This is a genomic window from Streptomyces sp. NPDC001532, from assembly GCF_040298625.1.
Taxonomy (GTDB): Bacteria; Actinomycetota; Actinomycetes; order Streptomycetales; family Streptomycetaceae; genus Streptomyces.
Map to the genome: position 1 here is coordinate 35,629 of NZ_JBEPAL010000044.1, position 23,767 is coordinate 59,395.

23 protein-coding genes are annotated in these 23,767 nt (G+C 73.6%); 13 read left to right on the forward strand and 10 right to left on the reverse strand.

Annotated elements, in window-relative coordinates:
* Nucleotides 1-45: 45 nt before the first annotated feature.
* Entirely contained in the window at nucleotides 46-486 is a 441-nt protein-coding gene (locus ABT232_RS30995; protein ID WP_351845976.1) for a MarR family winged helix-turn-helix transcriptional regulator, read from the reverse strand.
* Between the two features lie 102 nt (nucleotides 487-588).
* Here ABT232_RS30995 and ABT232_RS31000 point away from each other — a divergent pair, with 102 nt between their 5' ends.
* A complete protein-coding gene (locus tag ABT232_RS31000) occupies nucleotides 589-1,626 on the forward strand; it encodes a hypothetical protein (protein ID WP_351845978.1) in 1,038 nt (345 codons plus the stop codon).
* A gap of 179 nt (nucleotides 1,627-1,805) precedes the next feature.
* A complete protein-coding gene (locus tag ABT232_RS31005) occupies nucleotides 1,806-2,609 on the forward strand; it encodes a putative protein N(5)-glutamine methyltransferase (protein ID WP_351845981.1) in 804 nt (267 codons plus the stop codon).
* A gap of 57 nt (nucleotides 2,610-2,666) precedes the next feature.
* Here the strand turns inward: ABT232_RS31005 and ABT232_RS31010 are convergent, their stop codons facing one another.
* Nucleotides 2,667-3,512 (reverse strand): LLM class flavin-dependent oxidoreductase, encoded by an 846-nt coding sequence (locus ABT232_RS31010; protein ID WP_351845983.1) that lies wholly within the window; start codon nucleotides 3,510-3,512, stop codon nucleotides 2,667-2,669.
* Between the two features lie 249 nt (nucleotides 3,513-3,761).
* Here ABT232_RS31010 and ABT232_RS31015 point away from each other — a divergent pair, with 249 nt between their 5' ends.
* Entirely contained in the window at nucleotides 3,762-4,697 is a 936-nt protein-coding gene (locus ABT232_RS31015) for a hypothetical protein (protein WP_351845985.1), read from the forward strand.
* A 41-nt stretch (nucleotides 4,698-4,738) separates the two neighbouring features.
* Here ABT232_RS31015 and ABT232_RS31020 read toward each other — a convergent pair whose 3' ends face one another.
* Complete coding sequence (locus ABT232_RS31020) at nucleotides 4,739-6,817, reverse strand: SpoIIE family protein phosphatase (protein ID WP_351845987.1); 2,079 nt, start codon at nucleotides 6,815-6,817, stop codon at nucleotides 4,739-4,741.
* Between the two features lie 278 nt (nucleotides 6,818-7,095).
* On the opposite strand from ABT232_RS31020, the gene ABT232_RS31025 reads away from it, so the two are divergent.
* The 3 genes from ABT232_RS31025 (at nucleotide 7,096) to ABT232_RS31035 (ending at nucleotide 10,318) form a co-directional block, all read left to right on the forward strand.
* Complete coding sequence (locus ABT232_RS31025; RefSeq protein ID WP_351845989.1) at nucleotides 7,096-7,464, forward strand: hypothetical protein; 369 nt, start codon at nucleotides 7,096-7,098, stop codon at nucleotides 7,462-7,464.
* 245 nt (nucleotides 7,465-7,709) lie between these two features.
* Complete coding sequence (locus ABT232_RS31030; protein WP_351845991.1) at nucleotides 7,710-9,725, forward strand: oxidoreductase; 2,016 nt, start codon at nucleotides 7,710-7,712, stop codon at nucleotides 9,723-9,725.
* A gap of 41 nt (nucleotides 9,726-9,766) precedes the next feature.
* On the forward strand, nucleotides 9,767-10,318 hold the full coding sequence (locus ABT232_RS31035) for a PadR family transcriptional regulator (protein ID WP_351845994.1): 552 nt from the start codon (nucleotides 9,767-9,769) through the stop codon (nucleotides 10,316-10,318).
* Here ABT232_RS31035 and ABT232_RS31040 read toward each other — a convergent pair.
* Together ABT232_RS31040 and ABT232_RS31045 are read right to left on the reverse strand one after the other, a co-directional pair.
* Complete coding sequence (locus ABT232_RS31040) at nucleotides 10,306-10,842, reverse strand: hypothetical protein (protein ID WP_351845997.1); 537 nt, start codon at nucleotides 10,840-10,842, stop codon at nucleotides 10,306-10,308. The two genes, ABT232_RS31035 and ABT232_RS31040, sit on opposite strands and share 13 nt — an antisense overlap.
* Nucleotides 10,843-11,026: 184 nt before the next feature.
* Nucleotides 11,027-11,998, reverse strand: coding sequence for a fibronectin type III domain-containing protein (locus ABT232_RS31045; protein WP_351845999.1), 972 nt, complete (start codon nucleotides 11,996-11,998; stop codon nucleotides 11,027-11,029).
* A gap of 361 nt (nucleotides 11,999-12,359) precedes the next feature.
* Between ABT232_RS31045 and ABT232_RS31050 the strand changes: the two genes are divergently transcribed.
* The gene (locus tag ABT232_RS31050) at nucleotides 12,360-13,079 is read left to right on the forward strand and encodes a glycoside hydrolase family 75 protein (protein ID WP_351846002.1); all 720 of its coding nucleotides are present in this window, start codon (nucleotides 12,360-12,362) and stop codon (nucleotides 13,077-13,079) included.
* Between the two features lie 92 nt (nucleotides 13,080-13,171).
* On the opposite strand, the gene ABT232_RS31055 is transcribed toward ABT232_RS31050, so the two are convergent.
* On the reverse strand, nucleotides 13,172-13,933 hold the full coding sequence (locus tag ABT232_RS31055) for an SDR family NAD(P)-dependent oxidoreductase (RefSeq protein ID WP_351846005.1): 762 nt from the start codon (nucleotides 13,931-13,933) through the stop codon (nucleotides 13,172-13,174).
* A 159-nt stretch (nucleotides 13,934-14,092) separates the two neighbouring features.
* On the opposite strand from ABT232_RS31055, the gene ABT232_RS31060 reads away from it, so the two are divergent.
* The gene (locus tag ABT232_RS31060; RefSeq protein WP_351846008.1) at nucleotides 14,093-14,734 is read left to right on the forward strand and encodes a TetR/AcrR family transcriptional regulator; all 642 of its coding nucleotides are present in this window, start codon (nucleotides 14,093-14,095) and stop codon (nucleotides 14,732-14,734) included.
* Between the two features lie 450 nt (nucleotides 14,735-15,184).
* Here the strand turns inward: ABT232_RS31060 and dhaM are convergent, their stop codons facing one another.
* The 4 genes from dhaM to ABT232_RS31080 all read right to left on the reverse strand — a co-directional run bounded on the left by dhaM (nucleotide 15,185) and on the right by ABT232_RS31080 (nucleotide 18,274).
* Entirely contained in the window at nucleotides 15,185-15,604 is a 420-nt protein-coding gene (dhaM, locus tag ABT232_RS31065; protein WP_351846010.1) for a dihydroxyacetone kinase phosphoryl donor subunit DhaM, read from the reverse strand.
* Nucleotides 15,597-16,196, reverse strand: a complete 600-nt coding sequence (dhaL, locus tag ABT232_RS31070) for a dihydroxyacetone kinase subunit DhaL (RefSeq protein ID WP_351846012.1) — start codon at nucleotides 16,194-16,196, stop codon at nucleotides 15,597-15,599. The genes dhaM and dhaL overlap by 8 nt, the downstream gene beginning before the upstream one ends.
* Before the next feature lie 45 nt (nucleotides 16,197-16,241).
* Nucleotides 16,242-17,234, reverse strand: a complete 993-nt coding sequence (gene dhaK, locus ABT232_RS31075) for a dihydroxyacetone kinase subunit DhaK (RefSeq protein WP_351846015.1) — start codon at nucleotides 17,232-17,234, stop codon at nucleotides 16,242-16,244.
* A 203-nt stretch (nucleotides 17,235-17,437) separates the two neighbouring features.
* Nucleotides 17,438-18,274 (reverse strand): hypothetical protein, encoded by an 837-nt coding sequence (locus ABT232_RS31080; RefSeq protein ID WP_351846017.1) that lies wholly within the window; start codon nucleotides 18,272-18,274, stop codon nucleotides 17,438-17,440.
* A 175-nt stretch (nucleotides 18,275-18,449) separates the two neighbouring features.
* Between ABT232_RS31080 and ABT232_RS31085 the strand changes: the two genes are divergently transcribed.
* From ABT232_RS31085 to ABT232_RS31105, 5 genes are all read left to right on the forward strand, one after another.
* The gene (locus ABT232_RS31085) at nucleotides 18,450-18,773 is read left to right on the forward strand and encodes an SHOCT domain-containing protein (RefSeq protein ID WP_351846020.1); all 324 of its coding nucleotides are present in this window, start codon (nucleotides 18,450-18,452) and stop codon (nucleotides 18,771-18,773) included.
* 87 nt (nucleotides 18,774-18,860) lie between these two features.
* Nucleotides 18,861-20,144, forward strand: coding sequence for a chloride channel protein (locus ABT232_RS31090; RefSeq protein WP_450871870.1), 1,284 nt, complete (start codon nucleotides 18,861-18,863; stop codon nucleotides 20,142-20,144).
* 214 nt (nucleotides 20,145-20,358) lie between these two features.
* Entirely contained in the window at nucleotides 20,359-21,198 is an 840-nt protein-coding gene (locus ABT232_RS31095) for an SDR family oxidoreductase (RefSeq protein WP_351846066.1), read from the forward strand.
* Between the two features lie 38 nt (nucleotides 21,199-21,236).
* Nucleotides 21,237-22,718: a cytochrome ubiquinol oxidase subunit I gene (locus ABT232_RS31100; protein WP_351846025.1), complete on the forward strand. Its 1,482-nt coding sequence runs from the start codon at nucleotides 21,237-21,239 to the stop codon at nucleotides 22,716-22,718.
* On the forward strand, nucleotides 22,715-23,758 hold the full coding sequence (locus tag ABT232_RS31105; protein ID WP_351846028.1) for a cytochrome d ubiquinol oxidase subunit II: 1,044 nt from the start codon (nucleotides 22,715-22,717) through the stop codon (nucleotides 23,756-23,758). The genes ABT232_RS31100 and ABT232_RS31105 overlap by 4 nt, the downstream gene beginning before the upstream one ends.
* Nucleotides 23,759-23,767 lie beyond the last annotated feature (9 nt).

A 23,767-nucleotide genomic window follows, 5' to 3' on the forward strand; every position in this document is an offset into this window, starting at 1 on the left:
ACGTGGTCCAGCCGTGCTGGAAGTCCCGCCGCGCACGGGAACGGCTCACTCGTCCTCCGCGTCCCGTGGCGTCCAGGCGTTGTAGCGGACCAGATACTCCGCGAACCGGGTCAGATCCTCCTCCGGCCAGTCCGTGAGCCGTTCCCGGAAGGCCGCCCGGCGGCTCTCGGTGACCTGGGCCAGCAGGTGCCTGCCGGTCTCGGTGAGGTGCAGCACCTGGACGCGGTGGTCGTCCGGATCGAGGCGGCGCTCGATCAGCCCGGCCCGTTCCAGGGCGGCCACCTGGCGGCTCACCGTGGACTTGTCCAGGGCGTAGTGCGCGGCCAGGTCGGTGGCGCGGCAGCCGCCGCGCTCCTCCAGATGACCGAGCAGGGTGTACGAGACGAGCGACAACTCCGGATGCATCCGCCCCGCCGAGGCGCGGGCGCGGCGGGCGAAGACCGTCATCTCGCGCTGAATGGCCTCCACGGCCTCGGCTGCTGTCACGGGACCTCCCTCACGCTCCTAGTTGTATAGTACAACTTGAAGCGAAAGTTGTATATGCCAACTGGTTTCGGCCGGCTCGGCACACCGAAGGAGGAACCGAGGATGCGGTCACCCGCGCTGCGCCATGTGCTCACGCACCTGATCACGCCGCTGCTGATGTGCGTGGGCATGGGACTCGCGTACATGGGGGCGTTCGTGACACCCGAACCCCACCACCTGCCCGTCGCCGTCGTCGGAACCGGCGCCGAGACCGAGGCGTTCGCCCGCGCGGTCCGCGACGAGGCCGGTGACGCGCTCGACGTCCGGACCGTCCCCGACCGGGCCCACGCGGTCGACCTGCTGAAGTCCCGCGACATCACCGGCGCCTACGTGCCCGGCGGCCGGACGCCCGAGGTGCTCGTCGCCACCGCCGCCTCCGACATGGGCGCCATGGCCGTCGAGAAGGTCTTCACGCCCGTCGCCGCACGGCAGGGCGACCCGCTGAAGGTGACCGACGTGGCGGCGCCCGTCGACGACGACCCCACCGGGCAGGGCCTGTTCTTCCTGATGATCGCCGTCAGCATCGGCTCGTACGCCTCGGTCGCCGTGCTCGGCGGCGCCGGCGCCACCCTGCCGATGCGGCTGCGGGTGCTGCTCACGCTCGGCGTCTCCGTCGTGGTCAGCGGCATCGGCGCGCTGCTCGCCGGACCCGTCTTCCACCTCGCCCACCACGACCTCGCCGGCGTCTGGGGACTCGCCTGGCTCTACTCGGCGGGCATCCTGCTGATCGGCGTCGGCCTGCACACCTTCCTCAAGCGGTGGACCACGCTAGCCCTGATGGTGCTGTTCGTGATGCTCAACTTCACCAGCTCCGGCGGCCTGTTCCGGCCCGAGCTGCAGAACGGCTTCTTCGGCACCCTGCACGCCTTCTGGAACGGCGCCGGATTCGTGGAGGGCACCCGCAGCCTGCTCTACTTCGACGGCGACGGGCTGGGCCGCAGCGCGGCCACGCTGGTGGTGTGGCTGGCGGCGGGCCTCCTCGCCACGGCGATCGCCGGACGGTACGAGCGCGGCCGGACGCCGGAGGCCGTGACGCCGGGTCAGGAGGCCCGTGAGCGGCGGGAGGCCGAGGAGGAGGCGGAGGAGACCGTCGGCGTCTGACCGGAGCGGCGTGGGATAGGGTGGCCGTCCGGCCGTGGACGCTCCCGGCCGTGCGAGACCCAGGAGGTGAGACCCATTACCGCTATGACGGCTCGGGTGCCCTCACCTCACCACGGCGCGGATCGCCGGCTCGGCTGACCGCGAGGGTGCCCTTCGGCTCTCGAAAGGCTCTCGGGTACATGCCCTCTCCCTCCGCTTCACCCCTGTCCTCCGCCCGCCCCTCCGTCGTCGCCGCGCTGCGCGCCGCCGGTTGCGTGTTCGCCGAGGACGAGGCCGAACTGATCCTCTCCGCCGCCCGCACCCCGGACGAGCTCGCCGCCCTGGTGGCCCGGCGGGTCGACGGCCTGCCCCTTGAACTCGTCCTCGGCTGGGCCGAGTTTCGCGGCTTGCGCATCACCGTCGAACCCGGTGTGTTCGTGCCCCGCCGCCGCACCGAGTTCCTGGTCGAACAGGCTCTCGCGCAGGCGCCCTCCGCCCGCGTCGTCGTCGACCTGTGCTGCGGCTCCGGCGCGGTCGGCGCCGCCCTCGCCGACGCCCTCGGCCCCGTCGAGCTGCACGCCGCCGACATCGACCCGGCCGCGGTGCGCTGCGCCCGCCGCAACCTCGCCGCGGCGGGCGGCCGGGTGCACGAGGGCGACCTGTTCGAGGCGCTGCCCGCCGACCTGCGCGGCCACGTCGACATCCTCGCCGCGAACGTGCCGTACGTCCCCACCGACGAGGTCGGCCTGCTTCCCGCCGAGGCCCGCGATCACGAGCCCCTGACCGCTCTCGACGGCGGCACCGACGGCCTCGACCTCACCCGCCGCGTCGCGGCGGAGGCCGCCCGCTGGCTGGCTCCCGGCGGCTGCGTCCTCACCGAGACCAGCGAACACCAGGCCCCCACAGCCCTCCAGGTCTTCGCCGCCCACGGCCTGACCGCTCGCTCGGCGACCTCCGAGGAGATGCACGCGCAGGTGGTGATCGGGGTCCGGGGAGGGGTGTAGGGAGCGGGGGAGCGGGCCGGTCGGCCGGCTTGCCGCTCCCCGCGTCGCTCGGGTTCGTCAGAGGATGTCGGCCAGGCGGTCGGCCTGGGCCGGGTCCAGGCCGTAGCAGTAGCAGATCACCTCGTCCGCGCCGAGGTCGGTGAAGGCGTGGATGGCGGAGCGGACGGCCGTGGGGGTGGTGAGCAGGCCCGCCACCATCCGATCGGGCATTCCCGTGAAGGCGTAGTACGCGTGCATCCTGGCGCGGGCGTCGTCGAGCACGGCGTCGGGGCCGAGGGCGACGTTGATCTGGGCCACCAGGCGGGGCTCGCCCTCGCGGTCGTACTCCCTCCAGAAGTCGCGCACCGTGTCGAAGAGTCCGCCCGCCCAGGACGGCGGCGCGGCGGCGAGGAAGCCGTCGCCCCAGCGGGCCACGCGGCGCAGTGCCGCGGGCTGGAAGCCGCCGAAGAGCAGGGTGGGGCCGCCGGGCCGGGCCGGGGACGGGCCGATGGGTCCGGCGCCGTCGCCGTAGGGTTCACCGGCCCACAGGCGGCGCAGTACCGCCGGCTGGCCGTCCAGCCGCTTGCCGCGCGTGCGGAGGTCGACGCCGGTGACCTGGTGGTCGTCGGCGCGGCCGCCGACACCGAGCCCGAGGACGAGCCGGCCGCCGGTCATCCGGTCGAGGGTGGCTGCCTGCTTGGCGAGCAGCGCGGGCTCGCGCAGCTTGGCGAGCAGCACCTCGGTCTGGACCCGGACGCGGGAGGTGGCGCCGGCCAGGACGGCGAGGGCCACCAGCGGCTCGGGGTTGTCGTACACGAGGCGGTCGAGGAGGCCGAGGGTGCTGAAGGGCCCGGCCTCCGCGCGCCGCGCCCAGTCGAGCAGGGCGGGCGGGTCGCCGATGGGCAGGCCGATACCGATGTTCATGGAAGAGGTCACCTTTCGAAGGGACGGGTCGACGTCGAACCGCTGCCGCCCCTTCGGCACCTCCCGCGGCGCGTACGGCGCACGGCGGTGGAACGCTCCCGCTCTGCGGCGTACTTCGGGGGAGCGTCACTTCGAAGTGCTCGCACTGTAGAGCGCGCCGAGTTCACCGCGCACCGTGTTTTCCGGTGAACGCCCGGCCCCGCTCGCGCGTCACAGGTGCGGTAGCAATCCACCGCCCCTGGGGGAGCCATGCGTACGACCCGTACCCGCACCACTCCTGCGCGGACGACCCGCGCCCGTACGACCCGACTCGTCGCGGTTCTCGTCCTCGCCGCGGCCGGCGGTGCCACGCTCGCGGGCTGTGGTGAGGAGCGGCCCGACGACGCCGGCGCGCGGGTGCGCGACGAGGGCCAGGCACCGGCGGCCGCCGCCCGCGCCCGGCAGGTCGCGAAGGCCTGGGACGGCTCACGCGCCGCCGAGGTGTGGCGCGCGGGATACCACCCCATGGAGGAGACGGTCCGCCTGCCCGAGGACGCCTTCCACAGCGCCGCCGACAAGGAGGCGTACGCCGCCCGGAACTTCGAGCTGCGCGGCGGGCTGCCCGAACCCACCCAGGACAAGGGCGAGGTGAAGTGGGAGAGCGGCGGCTCGCTCAGTCTGCCCTTGATGGACGCGCGGGAGGCGTTCGACGAGCTCGGCGCCAAGAGCGCGCCCGCGCCGCTCACGGTGACCGCGATGAGGCTCGGCGAGATGAAGCTGGCCACCAGCCGTGGGCAGGCGACCGTCCCGGCCTGGCTGTTCACGCTGGAGGGCTACGACACTCCGCTGAAGCGGGTCGCGCTCGACCCGTCGGAGCTGCCGAAGGCGCCGATCGGGCCGGCCGCGGACGTGCCGAGCGATGAACTGGGGCCGCTGATGCGCCTGACCGGGGTGTCCGCGGACGGACGGTCCGTCACGGTCGGGGCCGGGCACGGCTCCTGCGACGACGGGGCCGCCGTCGACGTGCTGGAGACCGACGGCAGCGTGGTGCTGTCGGCCTCCGTGGTCGGGGCCACCGACGGAGCGTGCACCTCGGATCTTCGGGTCGAGGACGTGACGGTCCGGCTCGACCGGCCGGTCGGCGACCGGGTTCTGCTGGACGCCTTCACCGGCCGGCCGGTACCGCTTCCGGAAGGCCGGGGGTAGCCGCCGAGCCGGAGCCCAGGCCGCTGCCGCGGCCGGGGTGGTCAGGTGTCGGCGCGGGCGCGGGCGATGAGGACCGCCACGTCGTCGTGGTTGTCGGGATGGTGCAGGGTGCGCACCAGCAGGTCGCACACCTCGTCCAGTGGACGGGCCGGGTCGTCGAGCAGGGTCAGCAGCGTCTCCAGGCGTTCGTCGAGGGAGTGCCGCCGGGTCTCCACCAGGCCGTCGGTGTAGAGGACGAGCTGGTCGCCCGGGTCCAGGTCGAACGCCGTGGTCGCGAAGGCCACCCCGCCGACCCCCAGCGGCGCCCCCGTGGGCAGGTCCAGCAGCTCCCGCCCGCCGTCGGCGCGCACCCGTACCGGCGGCAGATGCCCCGCGTTGGCGATCCGGCACTGCCGCAGCCGCGGGTCGTGGACGGCGTACAGGCAGGTGGCGATGGAGTGGTCCAGGTCGGCCGTGATCCGGTCCAGGTGCTCCAGCAGCCGGGCCGGGTCGAGGTCGAGCGAGGCCAGCGTGTTGGTCGCGGTGCGCAGCCGGCCCATGGTGGCGGCGGCGCTGATGCCGCTGCCCATCACGTCGCCGACGACCAGCGCGGTCTTGCCGTCCTCCAGCGGGATGACGTCGAACCAGTCGCCGCCGACCTCGGTGGTGGCCCCGGCCGGCTGGTACCGGGAGGCCACCTCCAGTCCACCGGTGACCGGCGGATGGCTGGGCAGCAGGCTGCGCTGGAGGGTGAGGGCGGTGTCGCGGGCGTTCTGGTACCAGCGGGCGTTGTCGATCTGCACCGCCGCCCGGGACGCCAGCTCCCGGGCCAGCAGCAGGTCGTCCTCACCGAACGGCAGCGGGTTGCCGGTCCGCTTCAGGTCGAGCGCGCCCAGCACCTCGCCGCGGGCGATCAGCGGGACCGCCAGATACGAGTGGACGCCCGCCCGGCCGAGCAGCACGGCCGCCTCCGGTGAGCGCGCGATGCGGGGCAGGTCCTCGTCCTTCACCTGCGGCACCAGCACGGGGCGGCCGGTGCGCACGCACTCGGTGACGAGGCGTTCCGGCCCGTACCGGGCCACCCGCCCCGGCGGGTCGGCGGCCTCCAGCGCCTCCGGCGACCCCTGCGCGCGCACGGCGAGCGCCCGGATCGCCGCCGGCTCGGCCGGACCGAGATTGCTCTCCCGGCCCTCCACCACCGCCGCCAGCAGATCCACCGCCGCCACGTCGGCCAGCTCCGGCACGGCGACGTCGGCCAGCTCGCCGGCGGTCAGCTCCAGGTCGAGGGTGGTGCCGATCCGGGCGGTGGCGTCGGCGATCAGCGCGAGCCGCCGCCGGGCCGCCTCCGCCTCCACGCCCGTCCGGTGCTGCTCGGTGACGTCCACCACCGACAGCGCCACGCCGAGGACCGTGCCGAGCGCGTCCTCCAGCCGGTACAGCGAGACCGACCAGGCGTGGTCCTCGTCCGGGTCGGCGGAGGTCCGCCCGAGCACCGACCGGTCGACGACCGACCTGCCGGTCTCCAGCACCCGGCGCCCCGCGGCCTCCAGGGCCTCCGTGTCCATCAGCGGCAGCACCTCGCGCGGCGTCCGCCCGAGGTGCTGTTCGGCCGGGACGCCGTCGATCCGTTCCAGGGCCGGGTTGACGGAGACGTAGCGCAGCCCGGTGTCCAGCACGGCCAGTCCGATCGGCGACTGGGCCACCATCCGGGACGACAGCGCCACGTCCCGCTCCAGCCGGCGCACGGTCGAGTGGTCGGCGGCCAGCCCGAGGGCGTAGACGTCGCCCCGGACGTCGAGCAGCCGCATGTTGCGGAACTCCACCAGCCGGGTGCTGCCGTCCTTGTGCATGACGGGAAACGCCCCGGCCCAGCCGCGGCCGGTGGCCAGCACGTCGGCGAACAGCTTGATCACCAGGTCGAGGTGCTGCTCGTGCACCAGCAGACGGGCCGCGTACCGGCCCAGCGCCTCGTTTGCCGGATAGCCGAACAGCTCCTCGGCCTGCGGGCTCCACAGCACGACGCGGCCGTCGGCGTCGAGCACCACCGAGGCCACGCCGAGCACGTCGAGCAGACCGCTGGGCTGTTCCGCCCCGCGGTCCGGTCCGGCCCCGCCCGCCGCCGGTGGCCCGGTTGCACCCATCGCACGCACCGCCTTCGCATCGGCACGCCGTCCCCCGTGCCGACTCCCCTTGTCGTACTGCGCTCAACCATCTCTCTTACGCGACCCCGCCCCTCTCCACCATCCCCCGACACGGCCCGACGCGTCGGGGAATCACCCTGAGCGGTGTACCGGGCGGTGCTCCCGCGGCCACCGCCGCCGGTGGTGCTCGGCGGGGGCCGGTGCTTTCCTTGGGGAGTGCGGGCCGTTGTGCGGGGCACTCGCGCATTCCCGGCCCTGCCACGAGAGGAGCGGTCACGATGAACGGCGAACGGTCGCACCCGGAATCCGTCTCCGTCGAGATCAGCGGGTGCAGCAAAGAGGATGCCCGCGTGGTCTTCGACACCCTGTGCGCGTGCTTTGCGTCCGATCGGTGCGCCGAGGACGTACCGGAGCAGTGGCACGAGACCCGTCCGATGGTCTGGCTCGGCACCTTCGACGTCGCCGACGCCCATGAGGGGGCCCGCCCGGCCCGGCTCTCCGCCCCGGTCACCGCCGACGTCCAGGGCGGCTACTGGGCGATCGACCGGTTCCGCACCACCGTCGACTCACTGTTCTCGGTGCACGACCAGAGCACGGCCTCCGGCGACCAGGAGCGGGAGCTGCGCCTGATCCTCGAGAGCCGCTGAGCCGCTGAGCCGCTGAGCCGAGCCCGTCGTTCGGCGCCGGTCGGCTCGGTACCCGGTCAGCTCGACGCCCGATCCGCACGGGGCGGCCACCGCCGGACGGTGGCCGCCCCGAGCCGTGTCCGGCCGCGGGGAAGCGTGGCTGTGCATCCCGTCACGTCACCCGCCCCAGCGTTGTGCAACTAGTTGCATAAACCGCGCGCGGTCCTCTACAACTACAGGGCACCAGACCGCGCACGGAGGCGTCGATGAGCCGTTACCCCCACCTGCTGAGCCCGCTCGACCTGGGCTTCACCACCTTGCCCAACCGCGTCCTGATGGGCTCCATGCATGTGGGACTGGAGGAGGCGGAGGGCGGCTTCGCGCGCATGGCGGAGTTCTACGCCGCCCGGGCCCGCGGGGGAGTCGGCCTGATCGTCACCGGCGGCATCGCCCCCAACGACGAGGGCCGCCCGTACGAGGGCGGAGCCAAGCTCACCACCGAGGCCGAGGCCGAGCAGCACCGGGTGATCACCGAGGCCGTGCACCGCGAGGGCGGGCGGATCGCGCTCCAGATCCTGCACTTCGGCCGGTACGCCTACCACCGCGACCTGGTCGCCCCGAGCCCGCTCCAGGCGCCCATCAGCCCGTTCCCGCCGCGCGAGCTCACCGACGACGAGGTCGAGCGGACCATCGACGACTACGCCCGCACCGCCCGCCTCGCCCGCGAGGCCGGCTACGACGGCGTCGAGATCATGGGCTCCGAGGGCTACCTGATCAACGAGTTCATCGCCGCGCCGACCAACCACCGCACCGACCGCTGGGGCGGCTCGTACGAGAACCGCATGCGGTTTCCGGTGGAGATCGTCCGCCGGGTGCGCGAGGCGGTCGGCGAGGACTTCATCGTCGTCTACCGGCTGTCCATGCTGGACCTCGTCCCCGGCGGCTCCACGCTGGACGAGGTGATCACCCTCGCCAAGGCGGTCGAGGCGGCCGGGGCGACGATCATCAACACCGGTATCGGCTGGCACGAGGCCCGCATCCCCACCATCGCCACCTCCGTGCCCCGCGGCGCCTACACCTGGGTGACGAAGAAGCTCATGGGCGCGGTGTCCGTCCCGCTCGTCACCACCAACCGCATCAACACCCCCGAGCTCGCCGAGCGGCTGCTCGCCGACGGCGCGGCCGACATGATCTCCATGGCCCGCCCGATGCTCGCCGACCCCGACTTCGTCGCCAAGGCCGCGGCCGGCACCCCCGAGGCGATCAACACCTGCATCGGCTGCAACCAGGCCTGCCTCGACCACACCTTCAGCGGACAGATCACGTCCTGCCTGGTCAACCCGCGCGCCTGCCACGAGACCCAGCTGGTGCTCTCCCCGACCCGGCTGCGCAAGCGGATCGCCGTCGTCGGTGCCGGACCGGCCGGCCTCGCCTGCGCCGTCTCGGCCGCCGAACGCGGCCACACGGTCACCCTCTTCGACGCGGCCGCCCGCATCGGCGGCCAGCTCAACGTGGCCCGCCAGGTCCCCGGCAAGCAGGAGTTCGACGAGACGCTGCGCTACTTCCGCCACCAGCTCGAGCGCCACGGCGTGGACGTACGGCTGAACACCTGGGTGACGGCCGCGGACCTCTCCGCCTACGACGAGGTGGTGGTCGCCACCGGCGTCACCCCCCGCACCCCGGACATCCCCGGCGTCGACCACCCGAGCGTGCTCGGCTACCTGGACGTGCTGCGCGACGGCGCGCCCGTCGGCGAGCGCGTCGCCGTCCTCGGCGCCGGCGGCATCGGCTTCGACGTCGCCGAGTACCTCACCGACGGCGGCGACAAGGCGAGCGAGGACCCGGCGGAGTACTTCCGCCAGTGGGGCGTCGACATGGACTACGCGGCGCCCGGCGGCCTCGCCGCCCCCGAGCGGCCCGCCCCGCCGCGCACCGTCCACCTGCTCCAGCGCAAGGCCAGCAAGGTCGGCGCGGGCCTCGGCAAGACCACCGGCTGGATCCACCGCACCGAACTGAAGCACCGCGGCGTCACCATGGTGCCGGGCGTGCGCTACGACCGTATCGACGACGCCGGACTGCACATCACCGTCGGCGACGAGAGCACCGTCCTGGAGGTCGACACCATCGTGCTGTGCACCGGCCAGGAGCCGCGCCGGGACCTGTACGAGGAGCTGATCGCCGCCGGCCGTCCCGCGCACCTCATCGGCGGCGCCGACGTGGCCGCCGAACTGGACGCCAAGCGCGCCATCAAGCAGGGCACCGAGCTGGCGGCGGCGCTGTAGGGCGGCGGCCCGGGCCAAGGGCCGTCCCTAGGATGGCCCCCATGTCACTCCCGCACGCGATCCTCACCGCTCTGCTCGAAAAGCCGTCCTCGGGGCTGGATCTGACCCGCAGGTTCGACAAGTCGATCGGCTACTTCTGGTCGGCGACGCATCAGCAGATCTACCGCGAGCTGGGAAAACTGGAGGCCGACGGGCTGATCCGGGCGCTGCCCAGCGAACAGCCCGCCCGTGGCCAGAAGAAGAGCTACGAGGTGCTGCCCGCCGGCCGCGCCGAACTGGCCCGCTGGACCGCCGCCGCCCAGGACCCGAGGCCGCACCGCGACCCGCTGCTGCTGCGGCTGCGCGCCGGGGCAGTGGTCGGCACCGAGGGCCTGGAGGAGGACCTGCGCCGCCATCTGGAGCTGCACCGGCGCCAGCTGGCCGAGTACCAGGAGATCGAGGAGCGGGACTTCCCGCCGGGCCGGGACAGCGCCCCGGACCGGATGCGGCACCTGGTGCTGCGGGCGGGCATCGACCTGGAGACCTTCTGGACCCGGTGGCTCACCCACGCGCTGGCGGAGTTCGCCGAGCTGCCCCCGGATCAGAGCCGGTAGGGCTTGGAGCGGCGGCGCAGGAACCAGCCGGCCGCGCCCGCGCCGCCGGCGACCAGCACCCCGCCCACCACCAGCGTGAGCGTGCCGTAGTCCTTGCTGCCGCCGCCCATGCCGCCCATCACACCGCGCGACGGGGAGACCGACGGGGTGGGGGTGGGCGTGGCGGGCGCGGAGACGATCACCGACTGGGTGCCCGCGGTGGTGCCGTTGGAGCACACCACGACGACCGTGTACGTGCCGGGGCTGACGCTGGACCAGGCGGCGGACTGGAGACTGGCGGTGCCGGTCAGCGCCGCCTGACGGCCCTGGGAGAAGTTGGCCTGGCTGCTGTTGAGCAGCGAGGCGTTGCCCCAGCTGCCGCCGACCTGGGTGCAGGCGCTGGTCGTCACCGAGACGGTGGAGCCGGTGGTGCTCACCGAGATCCCGGAGACGGCGCCGGCCGGCTGGGCGGCCAGAGCGAGGGGCAGCGCGGCGGCGGCTGCCACGGCCAGCCCGGAGCGGATGGAAGGCTTGGATGTACGCATGGACCTGTCCTCCGGCTGCACGGTTGGCGGTACATCCCTTGCGCCGCCTGGGTCGGGGAACGCCCGTGCTGCCTCAGGGGCAGCCAACGTCGCCCGGGCGCGTCGCGCCTGCGGACCGCACCCGGTCAGGTGACACACTGCGCCGTCCGGGGGACACGGAAGGCCGCCGCGGACCGGCGGGCGCTCAGCCGCCCGTCGTCACCGTCCGCTCCGCCGAGAACCCGCCCCAGGTGCCGTCCGGCAGCTTGGCGCGGATGCGCACCCGGTGGCGTACGCCGTCCTCGCCGCCCAGGTAGAAGCTGTACGTCGCCCGGTCGCGCGGCACGCTCCCGCCCCAGACGAGGGAGGTGGCCACCCGGCCGTCGAGGTGGATCTCGTACTCCGTGATCAGCCCGTCGGCGCGCGGCGGCACCCAGGACAGGTCGAGGTAGTGGGCGTCGCCGTCACGGCGGGTCGCCGCGCGGAACCCGGTGGGAGCGGTGCCGCGTCCGTCGTCGTCGCCCGGCGCGGTGGTGAGTTCGACGGCCGCGCTCGCGGGTGAGACGTTGTCCGCCGCGTCGCGGGCCCGGACGGTGAAGGAGTAGCGGGTGCCCGGCCGCAGCCCCGTGACGACCGCCCCGGTCTGGGTCCCGCCGACGCTGTGGATCTTCGTACCGCCCTGATGGATGTCGTACGACACCACACCCCGGTCGTCCTTCGCCGCGGTCCAGGTGAGCTGGACCGCGCGGCTGCCGGCCGGGCGTCCCCGCACCCCGCCCGGCCGGGAGGGCGCCGAGGCGTCGGCCGCGACGGCGGCGGGCGTGGTGGCCCGCACCTCCCGGCTGCTCGGGCCGAGCCGGCCGTCGGTGTCCCGGGCGCGCACGGTGAAGACGTAGCCGGTGGAGGGCCGCAGCCGGGTGACGTCCACCATGTGCTGGGAGCCGGGCACCTCCTCGACCTTGGTGGTGCCGCGATAGACCTCGTACTCGCTGATGCCGGCCTCGGAGGACACCGCGTTCCACATCACGTGCACAGTGGTCGCGCTGCCCGCCGCCGCCGTGACCCCGGTCGGTGCTCCGGGTGCCGCGCCCGTCTCGCCGTCCCCGCTCCAGCCGCAGGAGACCAGCGGGACGAGCGTGAGACAGGCCAGGAGCGCGGGTACGGGGACGCGTCGCACGACTCGGCCTCCTGGACGGGACGACGGAATGGTCCGGACCAATATGGCGCGGCTGACGGGATCACATCAAGGGGGCGGTGTGGCCGGCGGGCCCGCCGGGTTGCGTATGCTGAACTCTCCCGCGGCCGAACTCGACGCGTTCGAGCAGGAGTTCAGGTCCGCGGCGCGGGCCGCTGTCGTCGCTGATCCCGCGCCGGCGCGGGCGACCGGGCGGCCCGAGCCGACACGGGCTCAGGCCCCCGGTCCCCACGCGAGGTTGAGGTCCGTGCGCCGTCCGGCCCCTTCGGGCTGGCCACACGATCCCCCGGGCCCCAGATTGGGCTGAGTGCTCGTCAGTCGCCGTCGGAGAGGGTCCCCTATCGTGCGTGTCCAGTCGCTCACGCTGGCCGCGGCAAGCGCCGCCCTGATCGCCCCGACGGCGGTCCCCGGCGTCGGCGCCGCCGCTCCCGCCGCCGCCCCGGTACGCCCGCGGGTGGCGCCCTCCGTCCACGGCGAGGGCGCCGTCAGCGCCGCCGACCTGCTGGCCAGGGTGCGTGACTGCCCCCGGATCTCCCGCGGTCACTACCGCAGCGACGAGGGGGCGCCCGCCGACATCCCGGTCTGCGGCACCCGCGACGCCGTCTTCTGGAAGGCGGACCTCGACATCGACTGCGACGGCCGCCCCGGCCGCCACTGCAACAGCCGCACCGACCCCTACTTCAGCGCCAGTACCGCCTTCACCCAGTCCGACGGCCGCCCCCTCGACGCCGAGGAACTGCCCTACATCGTCGTCCCGACGCCCAGTCACCTCTGGAACCACCGGGACCACGGCGTGCACGGCGGTTCGGTCGCGGCCGTCGTCCACCACGACCGCGTGCAGTACGCGGTCGTCGGCGACACCGGGCCGGGCCATCTCATCGGCGAGGCGTCCTACGCCACGGCCCGGGGGCTCGGCATCCCGTCCGACCCGCACGCCGGCGGCACCGACTCCGGCGTCACCTACATCGTCTTCCGCGACTCCCGGGTCACCCCCATCGAGAGCCATGCCGCCGCCGTGGCCGCGGGGGAGCGGCGGGCGCGGCAGTTCGTCGACGGGGACTGAGGCGGCGTCAGGGCGGCGCGGGCGCACGGGCGGACGCCGTCGCGCCGGCCGAGGTGCGGTCGGACCGGCGGACGCGGTGGACCGAGGCCCGGTCAGACGGCCGACCAGCCGTCGTCCACCGGCAGCACCACGCCGTTGACGTTGCTCGCCGCGTCCGAGGCGAGGAACACGATGGCCGCCGCCTGCTCCTCCGGCTGCGCCAGCCGCCCGGTGTTGACGAAGTGCGGGCCGAGCGCCGCCGGACCGTGCGCGCCCTGCTCGGCCTCCACCACGATGCCGGTGTGGGTGCCGCCCGGGGCTATCGCGTTCGCGCGGATGCCCTGCTTGCGGTACATCACCGCGAGGTTCTTCGTCAGGCCGACGACGCCGTGCTTGGACGCGGTGTACGCGGCGCCCGCCGCGCTGCCGCGCAGGCCCGCCTCCGAGGCGGTGTTGACGATCGCGCCCCGACCGGCGGCCAGCATGTGCGGCAGCACCGCGCGGGTCAGCAGGAACGGCGCGGTCAGATTGATCCGGATCACCCGCTCCCACTCCGCGTCGGTGACGTCCGCGAGCGCCGACATCCGGTCCATGATCCCGGCGTTGTTCACCAGCACGTCCACTGCGCCGAACCGCTCGACGGCGGTTGCCGCGACCCGGTCCACGACCTCCCGCTCGCTCAGGTCGCCGGTCACGGCGACGGCCGTACCGCCCGCCCGCTCGATCTGTCGCACGACCAAGTCCGCGCCGTCGGCGTCGAGGTCGGCGACGACGACCCGGGCGCCCTCGGCGGCGAAGGCCAGGGCGGTGGCCCGCCCGATGCCGGACGCCGCTCCGGTGACGATGACGCTGCGGCCGTCGAGTCCTGTGGCCATGGGGGTGCTCCTGATCTTTCAGCGGGGGAGGGCCGGAGGCCCGATGCGGCGCCACTCTACGACTTATTGTCTGTGAGTGACATAAAGTCGCGGCGTCGAGGTGCCGTCCCTCCGGTCGGGGACAATTCCCCAAACCGATCACCGGCGCCGGAGGAACAGATGACCGCAGGTCGCGGACGCACGGGCCGACCGCCCCTGACCGAGGAACGCAAGGCCGAGACGCGGCTGGACATCGCCCGCGCCGCGGTCGACCTGTTCGTCCGTCAGGGCGTCGCCGCGACCACGGGCGAGCAGATCGGACAGGCGGTCGGCGTCTCCGCCCGCACCGTCTGGCGGTACTTCCCCAGCAAGGAGAGCTGCGTACGGCCGCTGTTCACGGCCGGCATCGACGCCATCGCCGAGTGCCTGCGTCAGTGGCGGCCCGGACAGGACCTCACCGCCGCCTTCGACCGGGCGTTCGCGCCGCCCGGCACGCACTGGACCGCCGGCCCCGAGCGTGCCACCCTCGGCGCGCTGGTCCGGCTCACCCGCACCGAGCCGGGACTGCGCGCGATCTGGCTCCAGACCTACGACGAGGCCGAACCGGCCTTCGCCCACGCCCTCGCCGAACGCGCCGGCCTCCCGGCCGACGACCTGCGCCCCGCCATCCAGGCCGCCATGTTCAACGCCGCCCTGCGCGCGGCGGTCGAGCACTACGCCTGGACCACGTCGGACCCGCACACCGCCCCGGCGACAGCCGAGTCCCACCTGACGGCGGCGATGCGGACGGCGTTGGAGGTGGTGACGGAAGGGTTGCGGTGAGGACGGGCGGGCGGACGGGCTCGGGGCAGGCGTACTCGGGGTGCGGCTGGGTGGGGTGAGCGGCGGGCCGGGGCCGGCCGCGGGGCGGTTGGTGCGCGGGTGCGGGCCGCAGGCCGTGGGTGGTGGCGCGGTGCCCGAGCCGCGGTGCCGGCGGGCACTCGGGCCTGGGGCGGCGTGCGAGCGGTGGCGGCGTGCGGGTGGGTCGTGTCGCGGGCGGCGGGTGGTGGCGGGGCGCACGGGCCCCGCCGTCGGGCGGACCACGGCGGTGAGCGTGGGCGTAACGGCCCGGTCGCCGAGGGGGTTCCCACCGCGTACGGCCGGCGGCGGACCCCCGGGCACAGGACGCCGACGCCGCCGTGCTGCTCGGGGGTTGACTCCTGGGGGTGTTCCCACCGCGTACCGCCGACGGCGGCGCCGTGGGCACGGGCCCCGGCGCCGCCGTCGTGCTGCTCAGACCTTGCGGTAGGCGTACGCCTCCGAGGCCGCCGCTGTCACGGTGTCCAGGTCGGCGCCCGTGGCGGCGGTGACGACCGCGGCGACGGCGCCCTCGACGAACGGGGCGTCCACCAGCCGGGTGTCGGCGGGAAGCTCGTCGCCCTCGGCGAGCAGCGCCTTCACGGTGAGGACGGCGGAGCCGAGATCGGTGAGCACGGCGACGCCCGCGCCGCGGTCCACGGCGGCCGCCGCCGCGGCGATCAGTTCCGCGCTGGTGCCCAGCTCCCCGCCCTCGGTACCGCCCGCCGGAGCCACCGGCACCGCGGCGCCGCCCCCGGCGAGCCCACGCGCCAGTTCGGCGACGGACTCCGCGACCCGCGCGCTGTGCGACACCAGGACGATCCCCACCAGCCGTTCCGCGCCCGTGTCACTCACCGGCGGCCTCCGCGAGGCCCGCGATCAGCAGCGCCGCCGAGGTGGCGCCCGGGTCCTGGTGGCCGATGCTGCGCTCGCCCAGATAGCTCGCCCGCCCCTTGCGGGCCTGCAGCGGAGTGGTGGCGAGCGCGCCCTCCTCGGCGGCGACGCGTGCCGCGCCGAAGCCGTCGGCGAGCGCGTCCACCGCCGGCACCAGCGCGTCGATCATGGTCTTGTCGCCCGGCGCGGCACCACCCAGGGCCATCACCGCCTCCACGCCCGCGCGCAGCGCCCGCGCCAGCTGCTCCTCGCTCACCTCACCGGCGTCCGAGAGCGCCTTGCCGGTCCGCCGCAGCAGGGTGCCGTACAGCGGCCCGGACGCACCGCCGACCGTCGAGATGAGGTGCCGTCCGGCCAGCGTCAGCACCGCGCCCGGCGTGCCGGGGGCCTCCTTCTCGATCACGGTGGTCACCGCGGTGAACCCGCGCCGCAGATTGCTGCCGTGGTCGGCGTCCCCGATGGGTGAGTCGAGGGCCGTGAGCCGGTCCGCCTCCCGGTCCACGGACGCGGCGGTCACCGCCATCCAGCGGCGGAAGAAATCGGCGTCGAGCACTGGATCTCCTTGCGTGAGACGTCGGTTGATCGCGTCGGGCGCCGGTCACATACCCCAGCGCAGGCCCGCCGTACGCACCGGAGCGTCCCACAGCCGCAGCAGTTCCTCGTCGACCTGGCACAGCGTCACCGAGGCACCGGCCATGTCGAGCGAGGTCACGTAGTTGCCGACCAGCGTGCGGGCGACGGCGACCCCGCGCTCGGCCAGCACCCGCTGGACCTCCGCGTTGAAGCCGTACAGCTCCAGCAGCGGCGTCGCACCCATGCCGTTGACCAGCACCAGGACGGGATTGCGCGGAGCGAGGTCCTCCAGGACCGCGTGCACGGCGAAGTCGGCGATCTCGCCCGAGGTCATCATCGCCCGCCGTTCGCGGCCGGGCTCGCCGTGGATGCCGATCCCCAACTCAAGCTCCCCGGACGGCAGATCGAAGGTGGGGCTGCCCTTGGCGGGAGTGGTGCAGGCGCTCAGCGCCACACCGAAGCTGCGGGAGTTCTCGTTGACCCGGCGGGCGATCGACTCCACCCGCTCCAGCGGCTGCCCCTCGTCCGCGGCGGCGCCGGCGATCTTCTCCACGAACAGTGTGGCCCCGGTACCGCGCCGGCCGGCGGTGTAGAGGCTGTCGGTGACCGCCACGTCGTCGTCGACCAGCACCTTGGCGACCTGGATGCCCTCGTCCTCGGCGAGTTCCGCGGCCATGTCGAAGTTGAGCACGTCACCGGTGTAGTTCTTCACCACGAACAGCACGCCGGCCCCGCTGTCCACGGCCGCCGCCGCCCGCACCATCTGGTCGGGCACCGGCGAGGTGAACACCTCTCCCGGGCAGGCCGCCGACAGCATGCCGGGCCCCACGAAACCCCCGTGCAGCGGCTCGTGCCCCGAGCCGCCGCCGGACACCAGCGCGACCTTCCCGGCGACGGGCGCGTCCCGCCGTACGATCACCCGGTTCTCCACGTCGACGATCAACTCGGGATGCGCCGCCGCCATGCCCCGCAGGGCATCCGCGACGACGGTCTCCGGAACGTTGATCAGCATCTTCACGGGTACCTCCTGATGAGACCCACAGCGGTCCTGCGCGCTACTGGTGTCGAGTTCACGGACTTCCTGACGATACGTCAGGGCGTGTCCCGGCGGACACTGCCCGGGGAACTGCTCACCGCCCGCACGGGCATCACCGTGTCCGCGCGCGGCCCGGACGTCAACCGTCGGACGATCGGGCCCCGGCGGACGACAGGGCGCGTTCGTCAGGGGCGTTCGAAGTACTGGAGCACCCCTCCGACGCAGAAGCAGAGCGCTCCCGTGAGGGTGCCCCAGTTGGCGATGTCGGCGTTCACGACGCTTCCGGTCGCGGGGCGGGTGAAGTCGGCCAGCGCCGAGACCATGAAGAGCACGGACCCCAGTTGGTTGACGGCGACGATCCACCAGCCGAGATCGCGCGGACGGACGCCCCAGCGGCCGTGGCAGACCTCGACCAGCGCGAGGTGCCCGGAGACCAGGAACAGGACGCATCCCACCACGTCGGGGGCCCACACCAGCCTGTTCACCTGCTGCACCGAGAGCCCTTGCAGCAGGGAGCTGAGCAGGTTGATGCCGAAGACGAGCGTTCCCGCGAACAGCAGAAACGTGCTCAGCCAGTCGATCCGGCCGGGCTCGTAGCTCCACCACCTCCAGTGCCGTGCCGTCGGCGCACCGGTGTCACGGTCGTGGTGAGGAGCGTTGACCGCCTGGAGCAGTGACGCGTAGCCGCCCGTGTTGAAGAACAGACCGCCGACGAAGTAGATCCAGGCGCCCGTCGCACCCCTCGTGCCGAACTGGGCCACCCCGGCTCCGAAGGCGAACAGGGCCCCGCCGATCGTGAACGCGCCCGCGGCGACGGTGTTCAGCCGGCGGAGACGGCCGGCCGACACGCTGTCCGCCCTCCGCGGGCGCGACTCCGCCTCGCCCGCGGCCCGCACGGTGAGCAGGCCGCGCTTGCGCGCCGGCCGGGACTCCCAGATCGCGACGCCACCGTCCTTGAGGCGCCAGGTCAGCCGGGTCGTGAACGGCCCGGCACCCTCGGTGGTCTCCTCGATTCGGCTCACCCGTCGACCCTAGCCCTCCGGCGCCGAGTCATCCCTTACGTCACCTTCGCGACTTCTCTCCGCAAGGGGCCGGCGGGAGCGCCCGTCGGCCCGCAGGAAGTGCGAGGCCCGCGGTCCGGTGCTGAAATGACGGGGACTGCGGACTCACCGCACCGATCACACAGAGGTGAGCACCATGCCAGGACTCCTGCGCGGGATCGCCCGGACCGCCGTGATCTCCGGCACGGCCACCGCGGTGTCCAACCGCGTGTCACGCCGCCAGGCCGGCCGGTGGGCGCAGCAGGCCGACCAGCGGCAGCTCATGGAGCCGCCGGGCTACGCCGCACCCGCCCAGCCGGCACAGCCCGCCCCGCCGCCCGCCCAGCCCGCGGTGTCCCAGCCGCTCACGGACGACATGTCCCACAAGATCGATCAGCTGAAGCAGCTGGCCGACCTCAAGGCCCAGGGTGTGCTCTCCGACGAGGAGTTCGAGTCGCAGAAGCGCCGGTTGCTGGGCTAGGGCGGGAACGCGGTGGTGGACAGGCGGGCGTCCGACGCGGCGCACGCCGGCGGGACGCAACCCGAGGAGGCCGACCGGCTGCGGGAGATGCTGCGCGAACCCGCCTACCAGAAGGCGCTGGTGTTCTCCGCGCTCATCGGTGTCCCCGTGGCCCTGGCCGCCTTCTGGTTCCTCGCGGGGCTCCACGAGCTGGAGCACGTCATGTGGGCGGTACTGCCGGAACACCTCGGATGGGACACACCTCCCTGGTGGTGGCCGCTGCCGCTGCTGCCGCTCGGCGGTCTCGCCGTGGGCCTGGTCGTCCGGCATCTGCCGGGCGCCGGCGGGCACATCCCGGCCGGCGGCCTGCACTCCGCCGGCATGGCACCCGCGGCCCTGCCCGGTGTCGTCCTCGCGGCGACGGCGAGCCTGCCGCTGGGCGCCACCCTCGGCCCCGAGGCGCCCCTCATCGCGCTCGGCGGGGGCCTGGCCGTGTGGTTCGCGCAGCTGGCCCGCGCACCGTCGACACCGCAGAGCACGGTGCTGCTCGGCGCCGCCGGAGCGGCCGCCGCGCTCTCCGCGATCTTCGGCAACCCGCTGGTCGGCGCGGTGATCCTCATCGAGGTGGCCGGCGTGGGCGGTCCTCAGCTGTTTGCCGTGATGCTGCCGGCGCTGCTGTCGAGCGGCATCGGGTTCCTCGTCTTCACCGGCTTCGGCCGCTGGACCGGCCTGTCCACCGGCAGTCTGACCCTGCCGGCCGATCTGCCGTCCCCGCGGCTCGACACCGGGGACGTGGTCTGGTCGCTGCTGATGGCCGTCGGGATCGCGGCCGGCGTCCATCTGATCCTCGGCGGAGGGCGTCTGGCGGCCAGGTTCGTCGCCCGCCGGATCGTCCTGCACACGACACTGTGCGCTCTCGCCGCCGGGGTGTGCGCCTCGGTGTACACGCTGGTCACCGACCGCTCGCCGGTGGACGTCGCGTCGTCGGGCCAGGCCGTACTGGCCCAGTTGGCCGACGACCCGCACGCCTGGGGCGTCGGCGCCCTGGTCGCGGTGCTGCTGTGCAAGGGGGTGGCGTACGCGCTGTGCCTCGGCTCGCTGCGAGGCGGCCCGATCTTCCCCGCGCTGTTCCTGGGAGCCGCGGCGGGCGTGCTGCTGGCACCCCTGCCCGGCCTCGGGGTCGTGCCCGCTCTGGCCGGGGGCATGGCGGCCGCGGCGGCGGCGGCGCTGCGGCTGCCGGTCAGCAGTGCGGTGCTGGTCGTCCTGGTGCTCGGCGGTTCGGAGATGATCCCCGTGGTGATTCTCGCGGCGGTGGCGGCGTTCGTGACGGTCGAACTCCTGCCGCCCGGCCCCGCGGTGCCGCCGGTGGGCAAGCCGGCCGGACCTCACTGAGACCCGCCGCCCGCCCCGGCGAGGAACCCCCGGACCAGAACCCCGAAGGAGAACCCCCGAACGGGAACCCCCGACCGGGCGAAATCCTCCACCGTCGGCCCAGTCCGGAGCGCGCCCGGAGTACGGCCCCCGGCGCGAGGTGGTTGCGTGACCGTGACACTCCGGGCCGGGCCGAGGCCCGGTGTCCGGGTCGGTCCACGGGAGGAAAGCGATGATGAGTGCCACCGAGAGCGCGTCCCGGGCGGTGATTCCCTCGCACCTTCTGAAGGGCCAGAAGGCGCTGGTCACCGGCGCCAACTCCGGTATCGGCAAGGCCACGGCCATCGCCCTGGGGCGGGCGGGGGCCGACGTGGTGGTCAACTACGTGGCCGGCCGCGAGGAGGCCGACACAGTGGTCGAGGAGATCGCGTCCTTCGGGGTGCGAGCGGTCGCCCATGAGGCGGACGTCTCCGACGAGGGCCAGGTCGTCGCCATGATGGACCGGATGGTCCAGGAGTTCGGCACCATCGACATCCTGGTCGCCAACGCCGGTCTCCAGCGCGACGCCGCCTTCACCGAGATGACCCTCGCGCAGTGGCAGAAGGTCCTGGACGTCAATCTGACCGGCCAGTTCCTGTGCGCCCGGGAAGCGGCCAAGGAGTTCCTGCGCCGCGGAGTGGTCCCGGAGGTCTCCCGCGCCGCAGGCAAGATCATCTGCATGAGTTCGGTGCACCAGATCATCCCGTGGGCCGGGCACGTCAACTACGCCGCCTCCAAGGGAGGCGTCCAGATGATGATGGAGACGCTGGCCCAGGAACTCGCGCCGAAGAAGATCCGGGTGAACGCCATCGCCCCGGGAGCCGTCATGACCCCCATCAACCGCGACGCCTGGGACACGCCGGAGGCCCGCGACGACCTGCTGCGGCTCATCCCCTACGACCGGGTCGGCGACCCCGAGGACATCGCGAACGCGGCCGTCGGCCTGGCCTCCGACCTCATGGACTACGTCGTCGGCACCACCCTCTACGTGGACGGCGGGATGACCCTCTTCCCCGGGTTCGCCACCGGCGGCTGACCCACCCCCCTCGCGTCGGCCCCGGGAGACAACCGCGTATGACCACGGTCCAGTTGCTGGCGGAAGCACCGGCCCAGATGCTTCCGGCCAGATCGCTGATGGCCTTCACCCTCGCGTCCCACATCATCCTCGTACCGCTCGGCGTGGCCCTGCCGCTGATCACGCTCATCATGCACGGGTACGGACTGCGCCGCGGCGACCCGACCGCGCTGCTGCTGGCCCGTCGGTGGTCGGCGGTCATGGCGGTGCAGTTCGCGATCGGCGTCGTCACCGGCACCGTGCTGTCCTTCGAGTTCGGGCTGCTGTGGCCGGGCCTGATGGGAAAGTGGGGTGACGTCTTCGGCATCGGGTTCGGTGTCGAGGCGTGGGCGTTCTTCCTGGAGGCCGTCCTCATCGCCGTCTACCTGTACGGCTGGCGCCGGCTCCCGGCCCGCGCCCACTTCCTGCTGGGCCTGCCGCTGCCCGCCGCGGCCCTGCTCGGCGCGTTCGGGATCCTGGCCGCCAACTCCTGGATGAACACCCCGCGCGGCTTCCGCCTGGACTCCGCGGGTGATCCCATCGATGTGAACATCTGGAAGGCGATCTTCACGCCGATGTTCGGCCCGCAGTACTGGCACTTCGTGGTGGCCATGCTCGTCACCGCGGGATACGTGGTGGCCGGGGTCTACGCCGTCGGCCTGCTGCGTGGCCGCCGGGACCGCTACCACCGGCTCGGCTTCACGATCCCCTTCACCGTGGCGGCGGTCTTCACACCGGTGCAGTTCGTGCTGGGCGACTCCATCGCCCGGCGGGTGTTCCACGAGCAGCCGGTGAAGTTCGCCGCCATGGAGATCGTCTGGAAGACGGACACCCATGTGCCGGAGTACCTGTTCGGCCGGCTGCATCCGGACGGCAGCGTCTCCGGGGGCATCCGCATCCCGCAACTGGACTCCGTCCTCGCCGGGTTCCACCCGGACACCGAGGTGACCGGGCTGACCTCCGTACCCGCCGACCAGCGGCCGACGGCCGCCCAGGCGACCATCGCCCACTGGGCCTTCGACATCATGGTCGGCATCGGCTCCGTCCTGGCGCTGCTCGCCCTCTGGTACGCCTTCGTCTGGCTGCGCCGCCGCCGACTGCCCGCCTCGCCGTGGTTCTACCGCTGCGCGGCCGTGTCGGGCGTCGCCTCGGTGGTCGCCGTCGAGTGCGGCTGGATCACCACCGAGGTGGGCCGCCAGCCGTGGATCGTCTACCAGAACATGCGCGTCTCCGAGGCGGTGACCTCGACGCGCTCCACCAGCCTGTGGATCATGTTCGGCCTGGTGGTCGTCGTCTACGTCCTCATCTTCGCGTCGTTCCTCGCGGTGCTGCTGAGGATGCGCACCCGCTGGCGGCTCGCCGACGAGGCGGACGCGCGCACCGAACCCCCGGAGGCACCGGAGACCGACACCCCGTACGGGCCGCGCTCCGCCGTCCTGACCGCGGACGCGCCAGGGCCACCGGGCCGGCCGGCCGATCCCCCCGAGACGGGCCGACCGTGATCGCCGATGTCATCGCCGTCGTGCTGCTGCTGGCCGTCGCCGCCTACGCCTGCGCCGGCGGCACCGACTACGGAGCGGGCTTCTGGGACCTGACCGCGGGCGGCGCCGAGCGCGGCAAACGCCCGCGATGGCTGATCGACCACGCCATGGCGCCCGTGTGGGAGGTCAACAACGTCTGGCTGATCTTCGTGCTGGTCATCATGTGGACGGGCTTCCCCGTGCTCTTCCAGCGGATCTTCACCGCCCTGTGGCTGCCGCTGGCGCTGGCCGCCGTGGGCATCGTGCTGCGCGGCGCCGGATTCGCCCTCCGCAAGGCCGCCCGGCGGCTCGCCGGCCGGCGGTTGTACGGCGCGGTGTTCGCCCTCTCCTCGGTGCTGACGCCGTTCTTCCTCGGCGCCGCCGCCGGGGGAGTGGCCTCGGGCCGGGTGACGGAGGGGACCAAGGCCTCGGCGGACGCCTGGGCCAATCCCACGTCCGTCCTGTTCGGCCTGCTCGCCGTCGCGACCACGGCACTGCTCGGCGCGGTGTTCCTCGCCGCGGACGCCCGTCGCTTCGCCGCACCCGATCTCGTCGCCCACTTCCGGCGGCGCGCGCTGGGCGCGCTCGCGGCCGTCGTCGTGCTCGCGGTGATCACGCTGATCGTCACCCACGGCGACGCCACCCACGTATGGCACGGGCTCACCCACGGCGTGGGACTGGTCTTCGTCGTGCTGGCGGCCCTGGCCACCCTGGCGACCGGCTGGGCGCTCATCCGCGGTGGCGCGGGAGCCCTCTCCCGCGTCACCGCGGTCACCGTGGTGGCCTCGGCCGTCATCGCCTGGGGCATGGCACAGCGCCCGTACCTCGTCCCGACGTCCCTGACCGTCGGCGAGGGCGCCGGCGCCGACACCACCCTGCGCTGGCTGGCCGTGGTCACCCTCGTCGCCGTCCTGCTGATCTTCCCCGCCGTCGCCCTGCTCTACTGGCTCGACACCCGCGGCGAACTGGAGCCGCTGACCGACGCCGACCTGCGACGCGGCGGTGCCGGTGGCGAGCACTGACCCCGAGGC

What these genes read in the sequence shown, in the direction of transcription:
- ABT232_RS31000 (WP_351845978.1), top strand. Translation starts at nt 589, where the DNA reads ATGCGGTCACCCGCGCTGCGCCATGTGCTCACGCACCTGATCACGCCG.
- ABT232_RS31020 (WP_351845987.1), bottom strand. Translation starts at nt 6,817, where the DNA reads ATGGGTGCAACCGGGCCACCGGCGGCGGGCGGGGCCGGACCGGACCGC.
- ABT232_RS31035 (WP_351845994.1), top strand. Translation starts at nt 9,767, where the DNA reads ATGTCACTCCCGCACGCGATCCTCACCGCTCTGCTCGAAAAGCCGTCC.
- ABT232_RS31015 (WP_351845985.1), top strand. Translation starts at nt 3,762, where the DNA reads ATGCGTACGACCCGTACCCGCACCACTCCTGCGCGGACGACCCGCGCC.
- ABT232_RS31090 (WP_450871870.1), top strand. Translation starts at nt 18,861, where the DNA reads ATGCTGCGCGAACCCGCCTACCAGAAGGCGCTGGTGTTCTCCGCGCTC.
- ABT232_RS31030 (WP_351845991.1), top strand. Translation starts at nt 7,710, where the DNA reads ATGAGCCGTTACCCCCACCTGCTGAGCCCGCTCGACCTGGGCTTCACC.
- ABT232_RS31085 (WP_351846020.1), top strand. Translation starts at nt 18,450, where the DNA reads ATGCCAGGACTCCTGCGCGGGATCGCCCGGACCGCCGTGATCTCCGGC.
- ABT232_RS31010 (WP_351845983.1), bottom strand. Translation starts at nt 3,512, where the DNA reads ATGAACATCGGTATCGGCCTGCCCATCGGCGACCCGCCCGCCCTGCTC.
- ABT232_RS31005 (WP_351845981.1), top strand. Translation starts at nt 1,806, where the DNA reads ATGCCCTCTCCCTCCGCTTCACCCCTGTCCTCCGCCCGCCCCTCCGTC.
- ABT232_RS31095 (WP_351846066.1), top strand. Translation starts at nt 20,359, where the DNA reads ATGAGTGCCACCGAGAGCGCGTCCCGGGCGGTGATTCCCTCGCACCTT.
- ABT232_RS31055 (WP_351846005.1), bottom strand. Translation starts at nt 13,933, where the DNA reads ATGGCCACAGGACTCGACGGCCGCAGCGTCATCGTCACCGGAGCGGCG.
- ABT232_RS31040 (WP_351845997.1), bottom strand. Translation starts at nt 10,842, where the DNA reads ATGCGTACATCCAAGCCTTCCATCCGCTCCGGGCTGGCCGTGGCAGCC.
- ABT232_RS31025 (WP_351845989.1), top strand. Translation starts at nt 7,096, where the DNA reads ATGAACGGCGAACGGTCGCACCCGGAATCCGTCTCCGTCGAGATCAGC.
- ABT232_RS31100 (WP_351846025.1), top strand. Translation starts at nt 21,237, where the DNA reads ATGACCACGGTCCAGTTGCTGGCGGAAGCACCGGCCCAGATGCTTCCG.
- ABT232_RS31060 (WP_351846008.1), top strand. Translation starts at nt 14,093, where the DNA reads ATGACCGCAGGTCGCGGACGCACGGGCCGACCGCCCCTGACCGAGGAA.